Origin of the sequence: Stenotrophomonas sp. SMYL11 (genome assembly GCF_036320005.1) — a bacterium.
GTDB classification, from domain to species: domain Bacteria; phylum Pseudomonadota; class Gammaproteobacteria; order Xanthomonadales; family Xanthomonadaceae; genus Stenotrophomonas; species Stenotrophomonas maltophilia_A.
In genome coordinates, this window is sequence record NZ_JAWIRS010000011.1 from 30,248 (window position 1) to 51,291 (window position 21,044).

Below are 21,044 nucleotides of genomic sequence, written 5' to 3' on the forward strand. Positions count from 1 at the left end.
ACCTCCCCCCCAGTGCCCCCCCCCCCCCCCCCCCCCCCCCCCCACCCCCGCCCCCCCCCCCCCCCCCCCCCCCCCCCCGACTCTACAAAAGCCATCGAGCAAGCTCGACGCTACATCACCATGGCCTGCGCATGCTCACCGAAGCCAGCGCCACGCCGCTGGGATGCGGGTAAGCCTCTTCGCGCACGCTGATGAACCCCTGCCGTTGATAGAACGGCACGGCGTTGAGCGAGGCCGACAGCACCACCTCACGCTCACGATCGGCCATCGCCAACAGGCGCTGCATCAGCGCCTGGCCGATGCCCTTGCCGCCACGATCCGGATCGACGAACAACGCATCGACTTCATTGGCGTTGGCATCGAACACGCCGAAACCGAGCAGGCGTCCATGATCGTCCTCGGCCACCACGCAACCGCCCTGCCCCAGCAGCCGCGCGTACTGCGACGGTGGCGGCGAGGCCGACCACGGTGCGATGACCTCCGCCGGATAGTGGCTGCTGCAGGTCTCGCGCACGCAGCGCGTGCGCAGGGCCCACAGCGTGGCCACGTCGTCGATGGTGCCGGTCCTGAACTGCATGATGCCTCCTTGTAGAGCCGAGCCCATGCTCGGCTGTTCTTCGTTCCGACGTCGCGATGCCTGATCGAAAGGCAGTCGAGCATGGCTCGACTCTACAACGACGGTTACCGCGACTTGCTGGCGCGCAGCGCCTGGATCTTCGGCGGCGGCTGGAACGAGTCGCTGCGTGCATCGGCCCAGAATGCGTGGAACACCGCATGGTCGGGCACCTTTTGCAGCAGCTCGCCTGGTTCCAGGTAGCGGTACAGCGAGGCCAGCGAACGGATTTCCACCGGTGAGACGCGGCGCAGGATGTGCTCCGGCCCCAGCTCGGCCGGATCGTTCAGGCCGGCGGCACACAGCAGCTCCTTCAGGGCGTGCAGCGTATGCTCGTGGTAGCTGTACACACGGGTGGCCTTGTCCGGTGCATCCAGATGCTTCCAGCGTGCCGGGTCCTGGGTCGCGATGCCGGTCGGGCACTTGTCGGTGTGGCAGCTCAGTGATTGGATGCAGCCCAGCGCGAACATGAAGCCTCGGCCGGCATTGCACCAGTCAGCCCCCAGCGCGATGGTCCGCGCGATGTCGAACGCGCTGGTGATCTTGCCAGCCGCACCGATGCGGATGCGATCGCGCAGATCCAGGCCAACCAGGGTGTTGTGCACCAGCAGCAGCGCTTCGTGCATCGGCACGCCGACATGGTCGACGAACTCCGCCGGTGCCGCACCCGTGCCACCCTCGGCGCCGTCGACCACGATGAAGTCCGGCAACAGGCCGGTTTCCTGCATCGCCTTGGCAATGCCGAACCACTCCCACGGGTGGCCGATGGCCAGCTTGAAACCGACCGGCTTGCCACCGGACAGCTCGCGCAGGCGTGCAACGAACTGCAGCAGCTCGACCGGCGTCGAGAAGGCCGAGTGACGCGACGGCGACACGCAGTCCACACCCATCGGCACGCCACGCGTCACCGAGATCTCGGCGGTCACCTTCGGCGCCGGCAGCACGCCACCATGGCCGGGCTTGGCGCCCTGCGAAAGCTTGACCTCGATCATCTTGACCTGATCATGGGTGGCATTGGCAACGAAGCGTTCCTCGCTGAAACCGCCCTTCTCGTCACGGCAACCGAAGTAGCCCGAGCCGATCTCCCACACCAGGTCGCCGCCCATCTCGCGGTGGTAGGGCGAGATCGAACCTTCGCCGGTGTCGTGGTAGAAGCCACCGCGGCGTGCGCCTTCGTTCAGCGCGCGGATGGCATTGGCCGACAGCGAACCGAAGCTCATCGCCGAGATGTTGAACACGCTGGCCGAATAAGGCTTGGCACAGTTCGGGCCGATCAACACACGGAAGTCATGCTTGGCGATGGCGGTCGGTGCCAGCGAATGGTTGATCCACTCGTAATCCACCGCATAGGTGCTGCGCAGGGTGCCGAACGGCACCGTGTCCATCTCGTTCTTGGCGCGCTGGTAGATCAGTGCACGCTGCTGGCGCGAAAACGGCACGTCCTCCAGGTCGCTCTGCACGAAATACTGGCGGATCTCCGGGCCGATCGATTCCAGCCCGTAGCGGAAGTGCGCCATCACCGGATAGTTGCGGCGCAGCGTGCTGCGCTTCTGCAGCAGGTCCCAGGTCCCCAGCGCCACCATCGCGGCAGTCAGGCCGACGCCCCAATACCAGGCCGGCCAGATCGTGGCCAGCCACAGGCATATCGGGAACATCAGGATGGCGAGCAGGTAGACGATATACCGGTGCATGGCGTTCCTCGGTTGCAACTGCCCCCGAGTCTACCGCGCCGCCGGCTGCCAAGGCCTACAAGCGATCGTCAACCACGTTGCGCGGCCAGGCCGATTTCACGTCGTAGACCAGGCCTCCCGGCGCCAGCAGGCCCCGGATTGCGGATTCATCCATCGCCTTGAAACGGGCGTGCGCTACCGCCAGCACCACCGCGTCATAACACCCCGCCCCGGGATCGGCCAGCCAATCCAGGCCCTCGCCGGTCAGCGCCGCCGGGCCGACCCAAGGGTCGCTGACCTCCACCTGCGCACCGGCATCGCGCAGGCGTTGCGCCAGTTCCAGCGCGCGGCTGTTGCGCAGGTCCGGGCAATCCTCCTTGAAGGTCACGCCCAGCACCAGGATGCGTGCGTCCGCCGGCGCACGGCCACGCTCGGCCAGCATCGCCAGCACCCGCGCCGCCACGTGCTCGCCGACGCGGTTGTTGACCTGTCGTGCGGTGTGGATCAGGTCCGGGTGATAGCCCACGCTCTCGGACTTGTGCAGCAGATAGTACGGGTCCACGCCGATGCAGTGGCCGCCGACCAGCCCCGGCCGGAACGGCAGGAAGTTCCACTTGCTGCCAGCGGCGTCCAGTACGTCCTGGGTATCGATGCCCAGCCTGTCGAAGATCAGGGCCAGCTCGTTGACCAGCGCAATGTTGACGTCGCGCTGGATGTTCTCGACCACCTTGGCCGCTTCGGCCACCCGCATCGAGGGTGCCGGGAAGGTACCGGCGGCGATGATGCGCTGGTACAGACCATCAATCACCGCAGCGACTTCCGGTGTCGAGCCGGAAGTGATCTTGCGGATGTCGGCCAGGCGCCGCTGGCGGTCGCCGGGGCTGACCCGTTCCGGGCTGTAGCCGCAATAGAAGTCTTCGTTGAAGCGCAGGCCCGAACCCTGCTCCAGCAGCGGCACGCACACTTCCTCGGTGGTACCGGGGTATACCGTGGACTCGTAGATCACCAGGTCGCCGGCGCGAAGATGACTGGCAATCAGCCGTGTCGCCGAACGCAGGGGCTCCAGGTCGGGCTGCTCGTAAGCATCGATCGGAGTCGGCACCGTGACGATGTAGACGTTGCAGGCATCGAGCAGTGCCGGATCGCTGCCGTACTGCAGCAGCTGCGCACCGGCCAGCTCGTCGGATTCCATTTCCAGCGTGTGGTCCTGGCCGTTGCGCAGCTCGGCGATGCGACCGGCATCGATATCGAAACCCAACGTCGGCCACTGCCGGCCAAACGCCACCGCCAACGGCAGGCCGACGTAGCCCAGGCCGATCACCGCGAACCGGGGTGCGCTGGCCGCCGCTACCGGCGCACTCATCGGCACATCCCGCGCAACGGATGCGATCGCACATACGCTGCCATGGCCTCGGCCAACACACTCATCTGCTGCACCACTCCGGAAAACCTGCGCCAGAAAGGCTACAGCCTACCGGCCTCGGCGCCCTGCCGCCAAGGCGGGCTCAGGACCCCAATGCCACCGCGGCCGGTTCCAGTTCACCGTCTGCGCCGGTCCAAGCCTGCAGCAGGCGCTCGAATCCACCGCTGCCAAGCAGGAAACCGGGCCACGCGGCGTCGACGATCTGTGCCAGCAGCTCCGGCTCGATCCGCCGCGTGCCCATCGACCAGCGCGGAAATGCGCGCTGCACCACGGGGGCACGGCACAACACTTTCAGCTGCCCGTGGCTGCGCGCGTTGAGGATGCGCTGGAACACCGAATCGATGCCGTCCTCCGGGCCCTCGAGATACTGCAGGAAGCGCGCTCCGTCGAACATCAGCACACCGGTGACACCGGCTACACGATTGAATGCCGTGGCATCGGCCAGCAGGCGGTCAAGATCGGTTGTCTGCAGATCGGCGCGGGCCTCACTGGCATAGGCAATCGCGTGCAGCGACATCAGGTGGCTCCCCCCCTGGGAACGATGGCAGGGACTATGACATGAATGCGATCGACAGTTAAGCACGCCGCCGCCATGATGCAATCCGGTTGCGGAACCGCAGGTGGGCTACAATCGGCGCCGCGCTGCAGGCCCGGATGGCGAAACTGGTAGACGCATCGGACTTAAAATCCGCCGGGGGCAACCCCATGCCGGTTCGATTCCGGCTCCGGGCACCACACGCACGCAGCACGTCCCGCTTTCAGATTGCCCGCGAATAACGTGGTTGCTCGTGCGCGGCACGCAGATACGGGTCAAAGCACATCGCCAGCAACCGCAGCAACGGTCGCCCGGGTTCACTGGCGCGCACCACGCCATTGCGGTATTCGGCCAGGCCGTCTTCCTGCAGCCGCTGTACCGAACGCAGGTCCTCGGCGAAGTACTGCTCGAAATCCACGCCGCGACGCTGCCCCAGCAGCACGCCATCCACCTCGCCCTGGCACATCAGCTGCTGGATCAGTTCCGCGCGCAACTGGTCGTCGGCACTCAACGCCACGCCGCGCCAGACCGGCAGCTGGCCCTGGTCCACCGCATCCTCCCACGACGGTAGATCGCGCGGATTCTGGCTGTAGGTGGCGCCGATGTGGCTGATCGCACTCACGCCCAGGCCGAGCAGATCGGTGTCGGCGTGGGTGGTATAGCCCATGAAGTTGCGATGCAGCTGGCCGGCGCGTTGTGCGCGCGACAGATCCTCTTCCGGCAGTGCGAAGTGATCCATGCCGATGTACTGGTAGCCCGCTGCGGAGAGCTTCTCCACCGCCAGCCCCAGCAATGCCAGCTTGTCTTCCGGCGAAGGCAAACGGCTTTCGTCGATCTGCTTCTGCGCGCGGAACAGATGCGGCAGGTGCGCGTAGCCGTAGACCGCCAGGCGGTCCGGGCGCAGCGCCAGCACCAGCTCGAGGGTGCGACCGAAGCCTTCCAGGCTCTGTCCCGGCAACCCATAGATCAGGTCGACGTTGACCGAACGCATGCCGCTGTCGCGGCAGGCGCGCAGGATGTCCAGCGTCTGCTGCACACCCTGTATGCGGTTGATCGATTCCTGCACCTGCGGGTCGAAATCCTGCACGCCCAGGCTGGCCCGGTTGAACCCCAGCCGCGCCAGCATGGCGACGTCGCGGGTGTCGATGAAGCGCGGATCGAGTTCGATCGAGAAATCGCGCTGCGGCGAATCACTGAAATCGAAGCGCCGGCGCAACCCTTCCACCAGCGTGGTCATCGCCTCGGCGTCGAGGAAGTTCGGCGTACCACCGCCCAGGTGCAGCTGGATCACCTCGCGGCCGTCATCGAACTGCGGCGCCAGCAGGTCGGCCTCGGCCAGCACGCGCGAGACGTAGCTGTGGCCACGACCGCGATCGCGGGTGATCACCCGGTTGCAGCCGCAGTAGAAGCAGGGGCTGGAACAGAACGGCACATGCACGTACAGCGACAGCGCGCGGGCCAGCTGGTTGCTGTCGGCGATCGCCTGGCGCAGTGCCGGCGCGTCGAACCCATCATGGAAATGCGGCGCGGTCGGGTACGAGGTATAGCGCGGGCCCGGTCGGTCGTGCCGGCGCAGAAGGTCGGGGTCGAAGGTCCAGGCCAGGCCACCGGCGGCAGGAGAGAATGTGTCCATGGCGCCAGCATCGCGCCGGGCGGCCTGCGCCGCCTTGACCCAGATCAATCCTTGCCGGGGATCCCAAGCACCGGCAGGCCAACCTGCGGCCAGCGCAGCATCTGGTAGCGCTTCCAGAAGGTGTCACCGATGCGCGCGGCCACGTCGTTGGCCAGTTCCTGCATCGGCGGGTTGTTGCATTCGGCGGTGGTGATCCGGAACAGCACCAGCCAGCGGTCGAACAGGTCCTTGTCCAGCTCGATGGCCATGTGCTTGGACATCGGCGAGCCCTTGAAGCGGCGGGTACCGCGCAGCATCGCCGACCAGAAGTCGACCAGCTGTGCCAGGTGTTCTGGCCAATCATGCACGTGCGCCTCGAACACCGGTCCCAGCCGTTCTTCCTCACGTACACGGGCATAGAAATCGTGGACCAGGCGGGTCACTTCCTGCTCTGTACACAACTCGGGCGAGGCGACGGGGAGGACAGGCGGCGGTGCTGCGTTCATCGGGGTACCCAAAGCGTGCCGGCAGTGTGCCGCACCCAGGCGGCAGCGCCGTTGATCCAGATCAATGTCGGCGCAGTCCGCTGCACCTAGGCTGGCACGCTTGCAGGAAGCATGCCCTGCGGATGCTTCGCCAACCCTGGCGAAGTATACGCGCCGCCCACTTTCCGATCCGGGACAGCATGAACAGACCCTCTCCCAGCCGCCGCCAGCGGCTGATACAGCATTGGGGCGCCATCCTCTGGCCCAGCTTCATCGCCGCCGGCGTGGCCAGCGTGGTGTTCTTCGCCTTCGTCGATCCGTTGCGCCTGCAGGCGATCAGCTTCCCGGACACGGCCATCAGCCGCGAGCTGGGCTATACCGCAGGCTTCTTCATGTTCTGGACGGTAACGGCGCTGTCCAGCGCGGTCACCTGGTATCTGCAGCGACCGATGCCGAGCGACGACGACGACGAGCTGCCGCTGGGATGACCACCCCCTGCACAACGACACCGCGCCCCTGGCACTGGCGCGGCACACTCAACGCTGTTCTGCTGGCCCTGTTCTACGCGCTGCCGTGGTTGCGCTGGGACGGACGCCAGGCGTTGCTGCTGGACATCAATGCCCGGCGCTTCGACTTGTTCGGCTGGACGTTGTGGCCCAGCGACGTCGGTGTGCTGATCGGACTGCTTGCGGTGCTTGCGGTGGGCCTTGCGCTGCTCACCCACCTCGCCGGGCGCATCTGGTGCGGCCACGCCTGCCCGCAGACCCTGTGGCGCCGGGCCTTCGACGGGATCGCCCGCGCCGCGTCCCGGTTGCTTCCCGCCTCGGCTGCGCGCCCGGCCACCCAGTTGGCCTGGGGGCTGTTGTCGCTATGGACCGGGATCACCTTCGTCGGCCTGTTCAGCCCCATCGCCGAACTGGTGACCGCTGCGCCCCACGCCGGCTGGAGCCGCTGGGAAACCTTTTGGGTGCTGTTCTACGCGGCCGCGACCTGGGGCAATGCCGGCTTCCTGCGCGAGCAGGTCTGCCGTTCTTTGTGCCCGTTCGCACGCATGCAGCCATTGCTGACCGATCCGCATACGCCGCGCATGCTGTACGACGCCCGCCGCGGCGAGCCACGCGGACCGCGTCCATCCGGTCTGGGCGGCGTGCTCGGTCGCGGCCGTGGCCTGCTCGATCCAACAACTGCGCAGGACTACGTGTTCCGTGCTGCGCATCCGCTGCTGGCCGGACCGATGCCGACCTTCAACGCCGATCGCCTCGGTGACTGCACCGACTGCGCTGCTTGTGTCAGCGCCTGCCCAATGCAGCTGGACATCCGCCAGGGGCCGCAGGCCGATTGCCTGGCCTGCGGCGCCTGCCTGGAAGCCTGCGCACAACAGCAGCACCGTGCCGGTTTCGGTCCAGGCCTGTTGCGTTACTGCAGTCCCCAGGCGATGGCCGGACAACCGCGGCGCTGGTGGCGACCACGCACCCTGGCCCTGCTGTCGATGCTGCTGGCGCTGCTTGCCTGCGGCGCCTGGCGCCTGCTCTGAATCAACGCGACCCGCTGGCGTGCGGCGGCACAAGCTGCGCACGCCGGACGATGCCCAGCTGTTCGATGATCAGCGCCATTTCGTTGGTGACTTCGGTACGCTCGGTCCCCTGCGGGACCAGGCGGTCCAGCACCTGCTGGTAGGTATCCCAGAACGCCGGACCGCATCCGTGTTTGTGGTAACTGGCTTCCAGTTCGCGGCGTACCCGTTCAGCCAAGCCATGCATGCCGTATTCCATACGACCTCCGTTGGACTTGTTCTGCATTGTTGACGGTCTACCGACTCACTTGCGTGCTACTGAAAGACTCCCAGGCTTCACGCCCGGTTGATGCCAATTAGTCATAGATTTCACGACATGTCAATTACATGCAGCGACTTTCGTGATTGAAATTATTAATCGTTCACGAAACTACATACGGGACCCCGGCTCCCTCGGATGGGGTGAAGCCGACAGACCGCGGGAACCATGGACCGATGCCTCCAGTAGATGGCGCCGATTGTGACCCTCAGATCGATCGATCTTGCCTATTTTGCTAAGCATGCTTAGCAAACTGCGCTTAGCGTGCTAAATGCGACAAAAGGCGGCGCAAGTCAGATGGATTCGCTCACCGACGCTTCTGTCGCGGGGAACAGGTTCGGATAGCGCTGATGCAGGATGTACTGCCGCAGGGCCGGAATCGGGAAATCCCTCGGCCATTGCGACACTGCGGAACGGCTGATGCCAAAGAAGCGGGCCAGTTCGGCATCGGTCTGGAATCCCAGCCGGGTGCGCACCTGCCGCTTGCTCCAGAATTCGGTCACGGTCGGTCCTTCTGTTAACCAGACTGATTCTTGCGACAAGGCTTCTTCGCAATCCACGCGTTAAGCTGGCTTGCATAGATGAATACTCTCGGCCAACGACTCGCGGCAGCCATGAAGAAAGCCGGGCACCCACGCCCGGCCGATCTGGCACGCGCCGCCAAATCAACGACAGCAACCATCAGCAACTGGCTCAACGACCACGTGAGCGCCTCGCACGTGAAAGCCGAACAGCTGTTCCGCATCGCCGATGCGGCCAAGCTGGACGCACGCGAGCTGCTGTACGGGGTCAGCGGGCTCGGCGTCGGCGAGCCGGGCAGTGCCTACATCCCCAGCCAGGCCCATCTGGATGTCTGGCAGGACGCCTACGAGCTGGTCAGTCACCTGGTGGCCGAGAACGGGCTGGAGATCGACCATCGCCGCCATGCAGCGCTGGATCTGCTCGCGTTCGAACTGCTGATGGATGGCTTCAGCCGCAGCAAGGTCGCCCGCGTATTGACGACCTCGATGACGTGAATGCACCGCCGCTGGTAGCATGGACCGCGATGGGGATGGGGCTCCCCCGATAACCGCCTGAGAAGGCTGATGGCTCCTGCCAGGACGAACCCGGTGTTCGTCGACGGCAGGTCGTGCCTGCCCTCGGCGTTCGCCATTGACCCTGCGAACCCGCATTCGAGGCACGCCATGCAAACACTGAACAATTATTTCCTGGTCTTCGTCGGAGGAGGCATCGGTGCCTGCCTGCGCCATGCCTGCAACCTGATCGGGGCGCGGGTGGCCGTCGGCAGTCCCTGGCCCTGGTCGACCTTCCTGATCAACGTCAGCGGCGCCCTGCTGATGGGAGTGGTGGTCGAGCTCTTCGCCATGCGCAATGGCGCCTCGCCGCAGCTGCGCCTGTTGCTGGCCACCGGCATCCTCGGCGGCTACACCACGTTTTCCACCTATGCGCTGGAGATCGGCCTGCTGCTGCAGCGTGGCCAGCATGGGTTGGCGGCACTGTATGCCGGCGGCTCGGTGGCACTGGGCCTGGCCGGCCTGTTCGGTGGGATGAAGCTGGCCCGGCTGGTGCTGGGCTGACGCTCAGGCCGCACTGGCACGGACCTGTCCCCGCCATTCCCGCGGCGACTGCCCGGTGTGCGCCTTGAACGCGCGCGACAGCGCCGCTTCGCTGCCATAGCCCACATCATCGGCAATCCGCTTCAGCGGCCGCCCCTGGCGCAGTGCCTGCTGCGCCAGCCCGACCCGCCAGCCCTGCAGGTACTGGCCCGGCGTGGTGCCCATCGCCTCGCGGAAGCTGGCGGCGAACACGCTGCGTGACATGCCGGCCACTTCGGCCAGGTCTTCCAGCGTCCACGCCTGCGCCGGCGCTTCATGCATCGCCACCAGCGCCAACCGCAGCCGCGGATGACCCAGCCCGGCGAACAGGCCGCCACGCATCTCGCCGCCTTCCATCAGCTGGCGCAGCACCTGGATCATCACCACCTCGAACAGCCGGTTGACCATCGCCGCCCGCCCGCAACGCTGCTCGAACGCTTCTTCGAACAGCAGTTCCAGCGCCGCGTTGCCACCATACAGATCGGCCAGCGGCAGGCAGATGAAATCAGGCAGCGCGGCGCTGATCGGATTGAGCCGGCCGCCCTCGAAATGCAGGTTGGCGCAGGCCATGTCGGCGCCCTGCTGCGGGTCGGTGCTGAAGCGATGCGGCATCGGCCGCGGATACAGCAGCAGGCTCGGCACTTCGACCTGCACGGTCTGCTGCCCGTGGCTGACCTGCACCGGCCCGCGCCGCACCAGGTGCAGCTGACCCGCCTCGTCTTCGCCCTCCAGCGTGTTGATGCCGCACAGCGCACCGGCATGGAATACCGAGGCGGTCACCGCAAAACGTTCAAGCAGTATGGCGAGACGGTCGACCATGACGGGACTCCGGGTCAAGCGAGGTGGGCTCAATGCGACAGATCGTATCGGAATCGCCACCGAAATGGTCGACTGAACGCCGCCCTCTCCGCGCCCTCAAGCATCCTGTGAATGACGGATGACCACGAAGCCCTCCTCCCGCGCAGGTGCCACGAAGTGACGGGTGATCTGCTCGAAGGCTTCGTCGCTGGCCTGGAACGGGTGCTCGCCGCGCGCGTTGCGGGCATGCAGCCGCGCCTTGCAGATGGCGTCGGGAACATCGAGAAAATGCAGCTGGTGGGCAACACCGACCGACTCGAACAGTTCGCGGCCCCATGCACGGGCGGCCGGCGTGTTGAACGGAACGTCGAGCACGACCGAAACGCCAGCCTGCAGGATCGCGCATACATGCTGCGTCAGCGCTCCGCGCAGCGCGGCCGCGCGCTGCAGGTAATCGTCAACGGAATGAATCTGATCGGGATACAGCGCGGCCAGCCAGGCGTCCTCGCTGATCAGCACGTGGCGTGGCTGCGCCGCCAGCTGCTGCGACAGGGTGGATTTGCCGGCACCGATCTTGCCGCACACCAGGTGCAGGGTCGGCGCATTGTCGGTCGATGAAAGATGATGCATCTGCGTTCTCCTCGATGGATTCCAATACCCGGGAGAGCGCCGCATGCAACCCGCCTTCCCGGGCGGGTTGCATGGCCGTGGCGACCGCGCGCTATCCCGCCTTCCGGTGGGGAATGCGGATAATCGACGCGGTGCTGTGCAGGACCATGCCGCCAGCGTAGAGCGCAGCCTGGCCGGCGGGCAATCCTCTGCGGCAGTGCAGCGCGCGCAAGGTTTTGCGGGGATCTATGCTCGGCGCCATTCCCGTATGGAATGACCACGATGCGACCCTTGCTTGGATGCGCGCTTGCCCTCGGCCTTCTGCTGCCTGCGGCATCGCTGCTGGCTGCGCCACCCACGGCACCACGCATGCTCAGCGGTGAGCTGCAGGGCGCCCCCTGGCGCCTGGACGTGCCGGCTGACTGGAACGGCGACCTGGTGATGCTGGCGCACGGCTACGAGCCGGTGGGCGTGCCACGCACTACGCCGATGACCGCCAATGACAGCACTGCAACGCTGCTGTCCGCAGGCTACGCCGTCGCGCAGAGCGCGTATGCCAGCCAGGGCTGGGCAGTGGCCGATGCGATCACCGACATGGAGCGCCTGCGCCAGCATGCGCTGGGCGAACTCAAGCGCGTGCACCACACCTGGCTGCTCGGATTCTCGATGGGCGGCGCGGTGACACTCGCCAGCCTCGAGCGCAACCCGCAGCACTACGCCGGTGGCGTCTCGCTCTGCGGTGCCAACCTCAGTGGCGAACAGATCGCCGCCGACCTGCTGACCACGCTGGTCGCCTTCGATTACTTCTTCCCCAATGCCGAAGGCCTGCCGGCCAGTGGACTGGCCTCGCGCGAAGCAGCCGCGTTGCCGCAGGGAGCCCTCTATCAAGGCATCGCCGGCGCGCTGCAGCAGAATCCCCAACATGCCGAGGTGCTGGCCAGGCGGCTGCAGGTTGCTCCGGATGCGCTGGCCGGTACGATCAGCCTGCATGCACTGGTCCTGCACGAACTGGCGACACGTAGCGGCGGCATGCCGGTGGGCAACAGGGGCGTGGTCTACCGCGGCTTCGGTGACGACATGGCGTTCAATGCCGGCGTGCAGCGTCTCGACGCCGTGCCTGCGGCGCAGGCCGATGTCCGCGCGAAGCTGGCACTGAGCGGCGCGTTGAAGCGACCGCTGGTGATCCAGTTCAACAACAACGATCCCACCATCGTGCCGCACATGCAGGCGGTGTATCCGCAGATGGCCGCACAGGCCGGCGCGCGACCATTGCCGCGCGTGCTGCCGCCGGTGGGCGAAGGGCATTGTGGCTTCTCTGAAGCACAGGTGGTCGACGCCTTGAAGGCAATCCAGCGTTGAGCTCATCGTGTCGCAGCGCATCAGGGGCGCGGCATAAGGACTGCTATGGTGGCCGGGCCATTGACGGGCACACATCGGCATGCTCGGCCAAGCACTGACCGTACGCCCGTAATCCCAAAAAGGGCGGCGTCAACCGCCCAGCGTACCCATGGTGAAGGTGTAGCCGGAGCGCATCAGGAATTCGCGCATGCGCATCTCCGCGCGCCGCGGTGAGGCCAGATTGGCCGGTGCATACAGCGCGTAAACCACGCCCGCGCCTTCGATGGCTTCACGCCGCACGCCACAGTGGCGGGTCTCCGAGGCGACCACCCAGCCATCCTTCAACCGGTCCGGCCCGATCGATTGGCCGTTCATCAGCCGGAACGTCAACCAGCGTACTTCCGCAGCGGATTTGCTCATCGGCGGCATTCCGGCTGCGTACTGCGGTCCATCATGTCCTTGCTCGCCATTGCAGCTCCCTAAGACTTGGAACCTGACCATAGCGCCTCCGCATGTCGCGGGTGAATGAGACTGGTCGGGCGCTCAGGTCGCCAGGCCGAACCGCGTCCACAGCGCTTCGCGCCCCAGCGGCGTCAGACGCAGTTCGCGCCGGCCCTCAACCCGCCGAAGCCAATCGTTCTTCACGAAGCTGTCCAGCATCGCCTCGCCGACCAGTCCTGCCAGATGCGGGCGCCGCTCGGTGCAGTCCAGGCATCCCCGGCAGTAGCGCGCAGGCTTGACCGTCACGGGAAGCCGCAACAGCTCAGCCAACGGCTGGCCGAGCTCCTGCAGGAACGCTGCGCCCTCCACACTCACCTGCCAATGCGCCTGGTGCGGGACCAGGTGTCCTGCCTGCAACAAGCGGTCGGTGATCGCCACCGCATGCACACCGGCCAGATGGCGGTAGCAGGAACGCGCCTGGCGCAACGCCGGCATGCTGCGTGATGCCTCAGCGGTGCAGGACGGCGTGCGGTCCGCAACGCGCAGGATGCCCTCCAGCATGTCGGCAACTTCGTGCGAGGCCAGCCGGTGATAGCGGTGGCGCCCCTGCGAGACGGCGACCAGCAGATCGCCCTCGACAAGCCTGCGCAGATGCGAGCTCGCCGTCTGCGGTGTCACCCCAGCCACGCGTGCCAGCTCGGTCGCGGTATACGCACGTCCGTCCATCAACTGCAGCAGCATGGATGCGCGCGCTTGGTCGCCAACCAGAGCACCGACGCTGACAAGGGAACCAGAGGTATGGACCATGCCGGCATTGTGACACGCCGTTGCGGGCCGACAGTTCGATGCAGGCCGAAGCGTCGGCACCCGCTGCCACGGCACAGTGGCCACCCCGATAGTGCAAGGCCTGCCATGAAATCCGCTCCGATTCCCCGCCGCCGCATTACCCCTTCGGTCCTGTACCCGGGCACGCCTGTGTTGCTGATGACCACGCTGAACGACGACGGCAGCAGCAACATCAGTCCACTGTCTTCGTTCTGGGCCCTGGGCAACCGGGTAGTGCTGGGCCTCGGCGTGCAGGGTCAGGGCTATCGCAACCTGCAGCTGCGCAACGAATGCGTACTGAACTTCCCATCCTCCGCGCAGGCCGCACAGGTCGAGGCCATCGCGCGGGCGACAGGCTGCGACCCGGTGCCCACTGCCAAACAGGCGATGGGCTACGTGCACGTCCGCGACAAGTTCGCGCTGGGGGGCTTCAGTTCGGTCGCCTCGACGCACGTCGCGCCAGAGGCGATTGCCGAGTGCCCGCTGCAGGTGGAAGTCAGTGTGATGGCGATGCACCCGCCCGGCGAGGATGACGGCCAGGGCTTCGTGATCGTCGAAGGACGGATACGTTGCGTGCATGCGCACGAAGCGATCACCGTGGCTGGCACCCAGCACATCGACGTCGCGCACTGGAAACCGCTGATCTATCTGTTCCGCCACTATCTGGGCGTGGGCGAACCGCTCGGGCGCAACTTCCGCGCGGAGACGCCGGCGCACGATCCGGCGTAGAGCCGATGATTCAAGGTGCCGGCGATGATGGGTGGCTGGTCACTGAAATCCAGTACGACACCATGTCCACATGGCGGCCGTCGCGCTTCACCGCGCGCGGCTCGATGCCAAATTCGGTAAATCCCAACGATTCGTACAGTCCACGCGCGGCGGCGTTGTCTGCCAGCACCGTGAGCGTGAGCGACTCGATACCATCCGCGCGTGCCGCCGCGAATGCCGCAAGGAACAGTTGACGGGCGATGCCGTGTCCACGATGGGCTGCGTCAACATGGACACTGTGGATCTCCGCCGTATGCCGTCGCGCCATCCGCACCGGGCGTACGTAACGCAGGAAGCCCACCAGCATGCCGTCAACGAACGTGCCGAAGTAGCGCGTGCCGGGATCGGCAAGCTGGGCGCGCATCACGTCCGCCGAGTCATTCTGCGCCTCGGCCAGCGTGGACAGGAACGCCGCGGGCGACTCGCGAAGGGCCTGCAACCGTGCTTGCCAGAGAATATCGGCGTCGTCAGCGCTGAGTTGCCGGAGAAGCATGCGACACACCTGTGAGGTTGCTGATGCACAGGTGCCCCGCCTAGCGCGGGTTCGCCTGATACGGCGTGCATGCAAAAATGAAGACAGCTCCTTCTTCACTCTCTGCCATGACTGAACTGCAGATTCCCCGCGTTGGATGCGGCGCCGTCGTCCGTGATGCCGACGGCCGCATTCTGCTGATCCAGCGCGGACGCGATCCGGAGCGCGGGCACTGGGGCCTGCCCGGCGGCAAAGTCGACTGGATGGAAACGGTGGAGGCTGCCGTAGTCCGCGAAACTCGCGAGGAGACGGCGTTGGAAGTGAGGTTGCTGCGCCTGCTATGCGTGGCCGATCATTTCGAGCCGGCGCTTGCGCAGCATTGGGTCGCGCCGATCTTCGAGGCTCGGGCACCTGCCGGTGCCGAGGCCTCCATCCAGGAGCCGGGTGTGCAGACAGGGCTGGGCTGGTTCGCGCTGGATGCGCTGCCCCAGCTGCTGACCCAGGCCACGGTGCAGGCGCTGGCCAGGCTATAACGGGTATCGATCCGGGCACGTGCCGGTATCCAGACAAACAAAAAGCCCTGACCGGAGTCAGGGCTTTTCAATTGGAGGCCTCAAGCGGAATCGAACCGCTGTAAACGGATTTGCAATCCGCATCAAATCAATATTAATCAATATCATATGACTGCTCGCCACCTATCATGCCGCCCAGCCTCAAGGTTGCGCTAGATAAATTTGAGGGCACGGGTTAAGTTCCGGAACTAGCCGCTGCCATGTTCACGGAAGGCAGACAAGGACAGTCCGATCCAAAGGGGGGATCAAAAAATGGCCGACTACATTCGAACAAATATTCTGTGCCAAGCATACGTGCATGCGGAGGTTGACGAGAACTTCGCACTTGCAGTTGCAGCCATTCAAAACAATGCGCTGCCTCTCATCGCGACTCGGGCGAAATTCTTCCTTTACGAAGACGCTGAGCTTGGATTTGAATCCGAGCAGGGATCCGTAAAGTCAAGAATTACGGTGTTCGGGACCATTCTGGTCGCCCTTCAGGCCATTTCCAACTACAAGGACTTCCGAGAAGGTATCTCACTTCTATATGACGACGTTCGCCGTGTTGCTGAGGTCGCGTCCACCGAGACACTATTCGCCCTGAAGGCGCGCGGACAAGAGATCAAGAGAGTAGAGATTAGGACAGGAATTGTAGGCCAACTTCATAGAATTCTCAGATCAATTGACGCCGCTCAAGCGGACTCCCTAGATCAGGGCGTGAAAGGTAAAGCTGAGGACCTAGAAAAAATCCGCACAGAGATCCTAACTCTCATCGACAATATAAATAATGCCGACGACGTGGCTCTTGTCGCAGATGAGCTGTACTTACTTGTTGAGGAAATTCCAGACTATCCAACACCTGGACGAAAAGACCCAAACGGGTCGAACTTTATTCCGCTCTATCGCGACAACCGCAAAGCACTTCTCAGCTCTCTAAAGCAGGCCAAAGCGGCGCGAATTAAGGCCTTGCGCAGCAAAAATTAGCAACACTCATCCCATATCAACAATGAACCCTCAGACTGGCTCGCCTCCAAATTCTAGTGCTGTAAGCAGCACCATAGCTACGACCGGAAGCCTGTTCGCGATGGCTGCAAGTGCAGTTAGCGTTCTAACTGCCTTTGGATACATTATATCCTATCGATACCTAAGCGCCTTCTATCGAGGCCTCGGAGCCGAGTGGGCAATTGACCTCTACCCGCCGACGCAAATCATACAGATATCCGCACCGGTTGCCATTTTTCTTATCGGCTTTTCATTCACAGTCTGGAACCTATATCCGCAAATTAGCAAAGCCCCGATCAGCGCCGCTCAGATTTTCATTACAACGGTTGTTGGGGTCATTGCATTCTGCATCCATCTAGCCGTAGAAAAATACTCAACTAGATACGTCTCCTACATCTGGATCGTTACGGCGATCGCCGGCGGCATAGCCGCCTTAATGATAGCGACAAAAGTAGTTAGGCACCTATTTGCAAGCCGCAACAAGGTAACAGCAGCTACATACCTGCTGCTTTTATTGGGATATGGATTCTTTCACTTTGCCGAAACGGCAGGCACACGAAACGCGCGCAGGGCACTGGACGAAAATGGCAGTTCCTTGAGGGAGGTCCGTTTGACCTCAGACAAGAGTGGAGAATGCTATCAGCTCGTCGCAATAGTGCCTTATGAGCGCGCCCTCCTTCGCCTGGATCGAGGCACGTCAATGGAGTATCGGGTTTTGCCGATAAGTGACATCATCATCAAGGCGCGCACAAAGAATTAAAAGTCCGCCAACATCACCATGCAAAATCAACAATATACACAGAATAATTTTACGGATCGCGCATACTCTCGCCCGAGGATTATTCCACCAGCGCCTGGCATATTACGGAGGCGGGATGGCTTTCACCCCACCCGGAACCTGACGTCAGGCACCGCTCGACGGCGCGACAAGCTGAATGGACTCGTCCTCCAATCGCCGGATCGCCGCCCCCACGTCGTTGTGGAGATCCCTGGCTATCGGGATGAACTCATTCCAGTACGCGGTGCTCTCTGCTGCATGAGGTTGCTGAACTGCTTGCAGCCCACCCGTCGTAAGGCGCCCCGCAAGCTCCGCAATCCCACGATCATGTAGCCGCGCGTGTATGGCCAACATGGAGGCCCCCTGAACTCGCATCGCTTCGCGCTGCGCTTCGAATTCCTCTCCTACTAGATCCCCGCGATCTGACAGGCGCCTTGGCGCACGCGAGCAGAGTGCCCCAGCCACCATGAAATCGGTGACCATCGGCTGCAACGCCAAAAGGTTCGCACGTTCCGCTTCGATGCGCCTGCTGCGCAACGCATCGAAGCGCTGTTCCCGCCGGGCGTCAGCTGCATCTCGCCGCCGCTGCCTTTCCATCAGAAAATCAGAAACCGCCTTGAGGGCCCACCCGAGAGCGACACCTATCAAGGCCCCCCAGGCAATCCCGCCAGAAGCGCCGGGAGCACTTCCGGCAGCAGAAGCTGCCCCAAACAGAAGAACCCAGTCCATATGTCGCCCCAGTAGCTTTGCCTGAACCACAATGCTACTTCACGCACCTCGATTCATGGCGGCATGCTTATTATCGGCGACGCAGCTGCTGCAGCCCTGCCCTGAGCCACGCCTTACGTGCATCCCTCGGGCGGGGCTTTGTCTCTGCCGGCGGCTTGCGCGGTTCGAGTGCTGCCTTGATCCGCTCGACCTCCTTCGCCCCAGCCTCGGCCAGGCGCCGGGCCTGTTGCTGCTGCTCGCGGGTCGGCGGCAGGCCGGGCAGTGGCGGTGCCGGCTGGATCGGCGTGCTGTCGGTCAGCCGGGCAACGGCCTCGCGCAAAGGAAGATCGGGATACAGCCTAGCGGCGCACCAGCGCTCGCCGTAGCGCTTTGCCTGCCGAACGTTGGCGGCCCGCACTTCCTTTATGTCCCACATCTTCTGGCCTTCCATCCACAGGCGTACGCCAGGACCGCCATCGGGGGTGACGCTGGCCGTCTCCCGTCCGTTGTACCAAAGCGCCCAGCGCTCACCCGTCTGGACCCAGCCGGAGGGAATGGGCGCGGTGCTGAAGCCTTGGTAGCCGTGTGAGGGACGCATGGCCGGAAGGATACGGCCGGCAGTCGCAGATCCTGCGAACGCGGCGGCGACCTGGCTGAATCGTTCGGACTGGGTGCCGGCAAGGGGCTGCTCAGGCAGCCTCGGCGAACGGTTCCACCAGTGCCACCAGCATCTCCATCGCGGTGGCCGGGCCAGCCTGATCGCCTCCCCGCTGCAGGAAGGAAGTCCAGTCGGCCCGCACCAGCTGCACCAGCTCCGACGGCGACAGAGGGATGCAATTCATCGGCCAGTAGGGAAGCCTGCGCTGCCCGACCCGCCCACGCGCAATCTCGATCAGGCTTGAATGGCTGGTGGCGCCCACTGCCCTGGAGAAGGCCACATCCAGGCCGTCGGGTGGGCCCTCCATGTACGCGAGGAACCTCCCTCCATCAAACAGCGTGACCCCGGTAACTCCTGCCGTGCGGTTGAACCGCTCTGCGTCCGCCATGATCTTGGACAGGTGAGCCATGGTCAGATCGCTGCGGGCTTCGCTGACAAATGCAACAGCCCTGTTGGGCATGACTCTCTCCGGCCTCCCTAGGGAGCCCGAGCGTAGAACCGCTACCGTAAGGATCGCGTGGAGGGCACTGGACCGGCATCACAGTTCAGGATCGCCCTACACGCCCCGGGCACGGTCAGCGGGGCTACCCTCTGGCCATGTGCGGCCGATTCGTCCAGCTCCCCGTGATCGACTTCGGCCAGCCGGGGCTGGCTGACCTCGCCCACGGCCTGGCCGAGATCCAGCCCAGCTACAACCTGGCGCCAACGCAGCGAGCGTCGGTGATCCTGGACCGGGGCGAAGGCCGGCAGGTCACCCGCTTGGCGTGGGGCCTGCTGCCGTTCTGGGCCAAGGCCAAGGGCCTGCAGGGTTCGACCATCAACGCGCGCATCGAGACGGTGGCCACCAAGCCCGCCTTCCGGTCAGCGTTCAAGAAGCGCCGGTGCGCGATCCCCATGGCCGGCTACTACGAGTGGTCGGTGAGCCCGATCGACGAGAAGAAGGATCCCTGGTTCATCCACGCGGCCGGGCCGCTGCTCGCCGCCGGCCTGTGGGAGGACACCAGCCCGCTGCTGCCCGACGGTAACCTGGGCACCTTCACCATCATCACCGGCGACAGCAGCGGTGTCTCCGCCGACATCCACGACCGCATGCCGGTATGGCTGCAGGCCGGCCAGATCGATGAGTGGATAGCTGCCAGCCCCGACGATGCCATGGCGATGCTGCTGGCGACCGAGCCGCCGGCAATGGAGGCCTACCGCGTCAGCCGCGCAGTGAACACACCGCGGAACAACCGCGAGGATCTGCTGACGCAGGTTGCCTAGTCATCTCCCTTAAGCCTTGGCCAGATGCATCTCGATCCTTGTACGAAGTACTGAAGTAAGCGGGCGCTCCAGCATCACATAGCAGATCACGCCGAACACCACTGCCACCGAAGTGGCCAGCACGATTGCAACGTCCGGCGACGCTGGAGCCCATACCTCCCAGCCTTGATCAAGGAGCAACAAAGCCACGAACGAGAATAGGTATATGGAATAGGAACTATCACCCAAGAAGACCAGTGGTCGGGCCACCGCCGGCGTCGCATTACTCCGGAAAACTGCCGAGGCGATCAGTAGTGCCGAAGGAATCCCCCACAGTCGCACTCGATCCCAGGAGAGGCTTGCGTCCAGGGTTTGCGGCGCCTCGCTGATGAATCCAAACCCGTACATTGCGGTGGAAAGAAGCAGAACCGTCCCGACCACGAACAGTCCGGATGTGACCCACGTAGGTAGCTCGGGCCGGCGGCGGTACACCCACCCAATAACCACACCCAGCAGGAATTCGATGATGACCGGGTTTCCAATGATGTTCGTTGGCTGGTGGAAACCGCACACCCCCGCCACAAGAATCGCCGCCGAGCCGATGATAAGCACCCGCTCCGGCATCGATCGCCGGGTTCGCCAGCAGATCGCCCCGGCGAGCATCAGGTAGAAGACCGCCTCAAACATGAGGCTCCATCCCAACGGATGGGTGGGCATGCCTGCCGGAAGCCCGGGAGCCTGCAGGAAGACAGCAGACCAGGCCAGCGTCGCCAAGGATCTGGCCGCTGGATCCACGGCGAACACCACAACCGTTGCGATCAGGTACAGGGGCCAGATCCTGACAAGGCGGGCAACCAGGAACTTCGTCACGGACCTGGAACGCTCAGCTGTCAGTGAGACGATGAAGCCACTTATGACGAAGAACACGTCGACACCGACCGCACCGAAGTTCTCGAGCGCCCCCCATGCGATCTGAAAGGCGTCTTGTTGCCGCTTGCCCACCACATCGATTGCGTGAGCCCAAACTACAAGGACTGCAGCGATAGCTCGCATCAACTGTAGGTTCTGGAGCTTTTCCATGTATTGATC

27 protein-coding genes, 2 tRNA genes and 1 riboswitch are annotated in these 21,044 nt (G+C 64.3%); of the genes, 11 read left to right on the plus strand and 18 right to left on the minus strand.

Going from position 1 to position 21,044, the window contains the following annotated elements; genetic code table 11:
• Window positions 1-115: 115 nt before the first annotated feature.
• From V3B46_RS15180 to V3B46_RS15195, 4 genes are all read right to left on the minus strand, one after another.
• Window positions 116-577, minus strand: coding sequence for a GNAT family N-acetyltransferase (locus V3B46_RS15180; RefSeq protein ID WP_154263063.1), 462 nt, complete (start codon window positions 575-577; stop codon window positions 116-118).
• Between the two features lie 104 nt (window positions 578-681).
• Window positions 682-2,304: an FMN-binding glutamate synthase family protein gene (locus V3B46_RS15185; protein WP_329892251.1), complete on the minus strand. Its 1,623-nt coding sequence runs from the start codon at window positions 2,302-2,304 to the stop codon at window positions 682-684.
• 55 nt (window positions 2,305-2,359) lie between these two features.
• Complete coding sequence (locus V3B46_RS15190; protein ID WP_329892252.1) at window positions 2,360-3,646, minus strand: nucleotide sugar dehydrogenase; 1,287 nt, start codon at window positions 3,644-3,646, stop codon at window positions 2,360-2,362.
• Between the two features lie 142 nt (window positions 3,647-3,788).
• Complete coding sequence (locus V3B46_RS15195; protein WP_032128935.1) at window positions 3,789-4,223, minus strand: BLUF domain-containing protein; 435 nt, start codon at window positions 4,221-4,223, stop codon at window positions 3,789-3,791.
• A 131-nt stretch (window positions 4,224-4,354) separates the two neighbouring features.
• On the opposite strand from V3B46_RS15195, the gene V3B46_RS15200 reads away from it, so the two are divergent.
• Window positions 4,355-4,441 (plus strand) — tRNA-Leu (locus tag V3B46_RS15200).
• A 23-nt stretch (window positions 4,442-4,464) separates the two neighbouring features.
• On the opposite strand, the gene hemN is transcribed toward V3B46_RS15200, so the two are convergent.
• Window positions 4,465-5,874 carry an oxygen-independent coproporphyrinogen III oxidase gene (gene hemN, locus V3B46_RS15205; RefSeq protein WP_164171322.1) on the minus strand — a complete coding sequence of 470 codons (1,410 nt, stop codon included), beginning with the start codon at window positions 5,872-5,874 and terminating at the stop codon, window positions 4,465-4,467.
• Between the two features lie 44 nt (window positions 5,875-5,918).
• A complete protein-coding gene (locus V3B46_RS15210; RefSeq protein ID WP_154263057.1) occupies window positions 5,919-6,359 on the minus strand; it encodes a group III truncated hemoglobin in 441 nt (146 codons plus the stop codon).
• Window positions 6,360-6,538: 179 nt separating this feature from the next.
• On the opposite strand from V3B46_RS15210, the gene V3B46_RS15215 reads away from it, so the two are divergent.
• Window positions 6,539-6,826, plus strand: coding sequence for a hypothetical protein (locus V3B46_RS15215; protein ID WP_088025584.1), 288 nt, complete (start codon window positions 6,539-6,541; stop codon window positions 6,824-6,826).
• Complete coding sequence (locus V3B46_RS15220; protein WP_329892253.1) at window positions 6,823-7,872, plus strand: 4Fe-4S dicluster domain-containing protein; 1,050 nt, start codon at window positions 6,823-6,825, stop codon at window positions 7,870-7,872. Before V3B46_RS15215 ends, V3B46_RS15220 begins: the two co-directional genes overlap by 4 nt.
• A gap of 1 nt (window position 7,873) precedes the next feature.
• Here V3B46_RS15220 and V3B46_RS15225 read toward each other — a convergent pair whose 3' ends face one another.
• Together V3B46_RS15225 and V3B46_RS15230 are read right to left on the minus strand one after the other, a co-directional pair.
• Window positions 7,874-8,110, minus strand: coding sequence for a hypothetical protein (locus V3B46_RS15225; RefSeq protein WP_032128931.1), 237 nt, complete (start codon window positions 8,108-8,110; stop codon window positions 7,874-7,876).
• 353 nt (window positions 8,111-8,463) lie between these two features.
• Window positions 8,464-8,673: a helix-turn-helix domain-containing protein gene (locus V3B46_RS15230; RefSeq protein ID WP_154263053.1), complete on the minus strand. Its 210-nt coding sequence runs from the start codon at window positions 8,671-8,673 to the stop codon at window positions 8,464-8,466.
• A 111-nt stretch (window positions 8,674-8,784) separates the two neighbouring features.
• Here V3B46_RS15230 and V3B46_RS15235 point away from each other — a divergent pair, with 111 nt between their 5' ends.
• Both V3B46_RS15235 and crcB read left to right on the plus strand, forming a co-directional pair.
• Window positions 8,785-9,186 carry a transcriptional regulator gene (locus V3B46_RS15235; RefSeq protein ID WP_010486043.1) on the plus strand — a complete coding sequence of 134 codons (402 nt, stop codon included), beginning with the start codon at window positions 8,785-8,787 and terminating at the stop codon, window positions 9,184-9,186.
• 22 nt (window positions 9,187-9,208) lie between these two features.
• Window positions 9,209-9,272, plus strand: a riboswitch (Fluoride riboswitch).
• Window positions 9,273-9,354: 82 nt separating this feature from the next.
• A complete protein-coding gene (gene crcB, locus V3B46_RS15240) occupies window positions 9,355-9,747 on the plus strand; it encodes a fluoride efflux transporter CrcB (RefSeq protein WP_329892254.1) in 393 nt (130 codons plus the stop codon).
• Between the two features lie 3 nt (window positions 9,748-9,750).
• On the opposite strand, the gene V3B46_RS15245 is transcribed toward crcB, so the two are convergent.
• Window positions 9,751-10,584 (minus strand): AraC family transcriptional regulator, encoded by an 834-nt coding sequence (locus V3B46_RS15245; RefSeq protein WP_329892255.1) that lies wholly within the window; start codon window positions 10,582-10,584, stop codon window positions 9,751-9,753.
• Between the two features lie 96 nt (window positions 10,585-10,680).
• A complete protein-coding gene (locus V3B46_RS15250; protein WP_154264935.1) occupies window positions 10,681-11,193 on the minus strand; it encodes a P-loop nucleotide/nucleoside kinase family protein in 513 nt (170 codons plus the stop codon).
• A gap of 261 nt (window positions 11,194-11,454) precedes the next feature.
• Here V3B46_RS15250 and V3B46_RS15255 point away from each other — a divergent pair, with 261 nt between their 5' ends.
• Window positions 11,455-12,531 (plus strand): alpha/beta hydrolase, encoded by a 1,077-nt coding sequence (locus tag V3B46_RS15255; RefSeq protein ID WP_329892256.1) that lies wholly within the window; start codon window positions 11,455-11,457, stop codon window positions 12,529-12,531.
• Window positions 12,532-12,660: 129 nt separating this feature from the next.
• Here V3B46_RS15255 and V3B46_RS15260 read toward each other — a convergent pair whose 3' ends face one another.
• Together V3B46_RS15260 and V3B46_RS15265 are read right to left on the minus strand one after the other, a co-directional pair.
• Window positions 12,661-12,930 carry a hypothetical protein gene (locus V3B46_RS15260; protein ID WP_154263049.1) on the minus strand — a complete coding sequence of 90 codons (270 nt, stop codon included), beginning with the start codon at window positions 12,928-12,930 and terminating at the stop codon, window positions 12,661-12,663.
• A 123-nt stretch (window positions 12,931-13,053) separates the two neighbouring features.
• Window positions 13,054-13,758 carry an ArsR/SmtB family transcription factor gene (locus V3B46_RS15265; protein WP_329892257.1) on the minus strand — a complete coding sequence of 235 codons (705 nt, stop codon included), beginning with the start codon at window positions 13,756-13,758 and terminating at the stop codon, window positions 13,054-13,056.
• Between the two features lie 105 nt (window positions 13,759-13,863).
• On the opposite strand from V3B46_RS15265, the gene V3B46_RS15270 reads away from it, so the two are divergent.
• Complete coding sequence (locus V3B46_RS15270) at window positions 13,864-14,505, plus strand: flavin reductase family protein (protein ID WP_329892258.1); 642 nt, start codon at window positions 13,864-13,866, stop codon at window positions 14,503-14,505.
• 10 nt (window positions 14,506-14,515) lie between these two features.
• On the opposite strand, the gene V3B46_RS15275 is transcribed toward V3B46_RS15270, so the two are convergent.
• Window positions 14,516-15,037, minus strand: a complete 522-nt coding sequence (locus V3B46_RS15275; RefSeq protein ID WP_329892259.1) for a GNAT family N-acetyltransferase — start codon at window positions 15,035-15,037, stop codon at window positions 14,516-14,518.
• A 107-nt stretch (window positions 15,038-15,144) separates the two neighbouring features.
• Between V3B46_RS15275 and V3B46_RS15280 the strand changes: the two genes are divergently transcribed.
• A complete protein-coding gene (locus tag V3B46_RS15280; RefSeq protein ID WP_329892260.1) occupies window positions 15,145-15,549 on the plus strand; it encodes an NUDIX hydrolase in 405 nt (134 codons plus the stop codon).
• A gap of 72 nt (window positions 15,550-15,621) precedes the next feature.
• Here V3B46_RS15280 and V3B46_RS15285 read toward each other — a convergent pair.
• Window positions 15,622-15,721, minus strand: a tRNA-Cys gene (locus tag V3B46_RS15285).
• Window positions 15,722-15,840: 119 nt separating this feature from the next.
• Between V3B46_RS15285 and V3B46_RS15290 the strand changes: the two genes are divergently transcribed.
• Window positions 15,841-16,551, plus strand: a complete 711-nt coding sequence (locus V3B46_RS15290) for a hypothetical protein (protein WP_329892261.1) — start codon at window positions 15,841-15,843, stop codon at window positions 16,549-16,551.
• Between the two features lie 100 nt (window positions 16,552-16,651).
• Window positions 16,652-17,329: a hypothetical protein gene (locus V3B46_RS15295; RefSeq protein ID WP_329892262.1), complete on the plus strand. Its 678-nt coding sequence runs from the start codon at window positions 16,652-16,654 to the stop codon at window positions 17,327-17,329.
• A 144-nt stretch (window positions 17,330-17,473) separates the two neighbouring features.
• Here the strand turns inward: V3B46_RS15295 and V3B46_RS15300 are convergent, their stop codons facing one another.
• The 3 genes from V3B46_RS15300 to V3B46_RS15310 form a co-directional block, all read right to left on the minus strand.
• Window positions 17,474-18,076, minus strand: a complete 603-nt coding sequence (locus V3B46_RS15300; RefSeq protein ID WP_329892263.1) for a hypothetical protein — start codon at window positions 18,074-18,076, stop codon at window positions 17,474-17,476.
• Window positions 18,077-18,146: 70 nt separating this feature from the next.
• Entirely contained in the window at window positions 18,147-18,653 is a 507-nt protein-coding gene (locus V3B46_RS15305) for a hypothetical protein (protein WP_329892264.1), read from the minus strand.
• A gap of 91 nt (window positions 18,654-18,744) precedes the next feature.
• Window positions 18,745-19,173 carry a BLUF domain-containing protein gene (locus tag V3B46_RS15310; protein ID WP_329892265.1) on the minus strand — a complete coding sequence of 143 codons (429 nt, stop codon included), beginning with the start codon at window positions 19,171-19,173 and terminating at the stop codon, window positions 18,745-18,747.
• 137 nt (window positions 19,174-19,310) lie between these two features.
• Between V3B46_RS15310 and V3B46_RS15315 the strand changes: the two genes are divergently transcribed.
• Window positions 19,311-19,976 carry an SOS response-associated peptidase gene (locus tag V3B46_RS15315; protein WP_329892266.1) on the plus strand — a complete coding sequence of 222 codons (666 nt, stop codon included), beginning with the start codon at window positions 19,311-19,313 and terminating at the stop codon, window positions 19,974-19,976.
• 9 nt (window positions 19,977-19,985) lie between these two features.
• On the opposite strand, the gene V3B46_RS15320 is transcribed toward V3B46_RS15315, so the two are convergent.
• The gene (locus V3B46_RS15320; RefSeq protein WP_329892267.1) at window positions 19,986-21,035 is read right to left on the minus strand and encodes an acyltransferase family protein; all 1,050 of its coding nucleotides are present in this window, start codon (window positions 21,033-21,035) and stop codon (window positions 19,986-19,988) included.
• Window positions 21,036-21,044: the final 9 nt, after the last annotated feature.

Excerpts from the sequence above, each read along its gene's own strand:
- V3B46_RS15180 (WP_154263063.1), bottom strand. The coding sequence starts at position 577 with ATGCAGTTCAGGACCGGCACCATCGACGACGTGGCCACGCTGTGGGCC.
- V3B46_RS15185 (WP_329892251.1), bottom strand. The coding sequence starts at position 2,304 with ATGCACCGGTATATCGTCTACCTGCTCGCCATCCTGATGTTCCCGATA.
- V3B46_RS15190 (WP_329892252.1), bottom strand. The coding sequence starts at position 3,646 with ATGAGTGCGCCGGTAGCGGCGGCCAGCGCACCCCGGTTCGCGGTGATC.
- V3B46_RS15195 (WP_032128935.1), bottom strand. The coding sequence starts at position 4,223 with ATGTCGCTGCACGCGATTGCCTATGCCAGTGAGGCCCGCGCCGATCTG.
- hemN (WP_164171322.1), bottom strand. The coding sequence starts at position 5,874 with ATGGACACATTCTCTCCTGCCGCCGGTGGCCTGGCCTGGACCTTCGAC.
- V3B46_RS15210 (WP_154263057.1), bottom strand. The coding sequence starts at position 6,359 with ATGAACGCAGCACCGCCGCCTGTCCTCCCCGTCGCCTCGCCCGAGTTG.
- V3B46_RS15215 (WP_088025584.1), top strand. The coding sequence starts at position 6,539 with ATGAACAGACCCTCTCCCAGCCGCCGCCAGCGGCTGATACAGCATTGG.
- V3B46_RS15220 (WP_329892253.1), top strand. The coding sequence starts at position 6,823 with ATGACCACCCCCTGCACAACGACACCGCGCCCCTGGCACTGGCGCGGC.
- V3B46_RS15225 (WP_032128931.1), bottom strand. The coding sequence starts at position 8,110 with ATGGAATACGGCATGCATGGCTTGGCTGAACGGGTACGCCGCGAACTG.
- V3B46_RS15235 (WP_010486043.1), top strand. The coding sequence starts at position 8,785 with ATGAAGAAAGCCGGGCACCCACGCCCGGCCGATCTGGCACGCGCCGCC.
- crcB (WP_329892254.1), top strand. The coding sequence starts at position 9,355 with ATGCAAACACTGAACAATTATTTCCTGGTCTTCGTCGGAGGAGGCATC.
- V3B46_RS15245 (WP_329892255.1), bottom strand. The coding sequence starts at position 10,584 with ATGGTCGACCGTCTCGCCATACTGCTTGAACGTTTTGCGGTGACCGCC.
- V3B46_RS15250 (WP_154264935.1), bottom strand. The coding sequence starts at position 11,193 with ATGCATCATCTTTCATCGACCGACAATGCGCCGACCCTGCACCTGGTG.
- V3B46_RS15255 (WP_329892256.1), top strand. The coding sequence starts at position 11,455 with ATGCGACCCTTGCTTGGATGCGCGCTTGCCCTCGGCCTTCTGCTGCCT.
- V3B46_RS15260 (WP_154263049.1), bottom strand. The coding sequence starts at position 12,930 with ATGAGCAAATCCGCTGCGGAAGTACGCTGGTTGACGTTCCGGCTGATG.
- V3B46_RS15265 (WP_329892257.1), bottom strand. The coding sequence starts at position 13,758 with ATGGTCCATACCTCTGGTTCCCTTGTCAGCGTCGGTGCTCTGGTTGGC.
- V3B46_RS15270 (WP_329892258.1), top strand. The coding sequence starts at position 13,864 with ATGAAATCCGCTCCGATTCCCCGCCGCCGCATTACCCCTTCGGTCCTG.
- V3B46_RS15275 (WP_329892259.1), bottom strand. The coding sequence starts at position 15,037 with ATGCTTCTCCGGCAACTCAGCGCTGACGACGCCGATATTCTCTGGCAA.
- V3B46_RS15280 (WP_329892260.1), top strand. The coding sequence starts at position 15,145 with ATGACTGAACTGCAGATTCCCCGCGTTGGATGCGGCGCCGTCGTCCGT.
- V3B46_RS15290 (WP_329892261.1), top strand. The coding sequence starts at position 15,841 with ATGGCCGACTACATTCGAACAAATATTCTGTGCCAAGCATACGTGCAT.
- V3B46_RS15295 (WP_329892262.1), top strand. The coding sequence starts at position 16,652 with ATGGCTGCAAGTGCAGTTAGCGTTCTAACTGCCTTTGGATACATTATA.
- V3B46_RS15300 (WP_329892263.1), bottom strand. The coding sequence starts at position 18,076 with ATGGACTGGGTTCTTCTGTTTGGGGCAGCTTCTGCTGCCGGAAGTGCT.
- V3B46_RS15305 (WP_329892264.1), bottom strand. The coding sequence starts at position 18,653 with ATGCGTCCCTCACACGGCTACCAAGGCTTCAGCACCGCGCCCATTCCC.
- V3B46_RS15310 (WP_329892265.1), bottom strand. The coding sequence starts at position 19,173 with ATGCCCAACAGGGCTGTTGCATTTGTCAGCGAAGCCCGCAGCGATCTG.
- V3B46_RS15315 (WP_329892266.1), top strand. The coding sequence starts at position 19,311 with ATGTGCGGCCGATTCGTCCAGCTCCCCGTGATCGACTTCGGCCAGCCG.
- V3B46_RS15320 (WP_329892267.1), bottom strand. The coding sequence starts at position 21,035 with ATGGAAAAGCTCCAGAACCTACAGTTGATGCGAGCTATCGCTGCAGTC.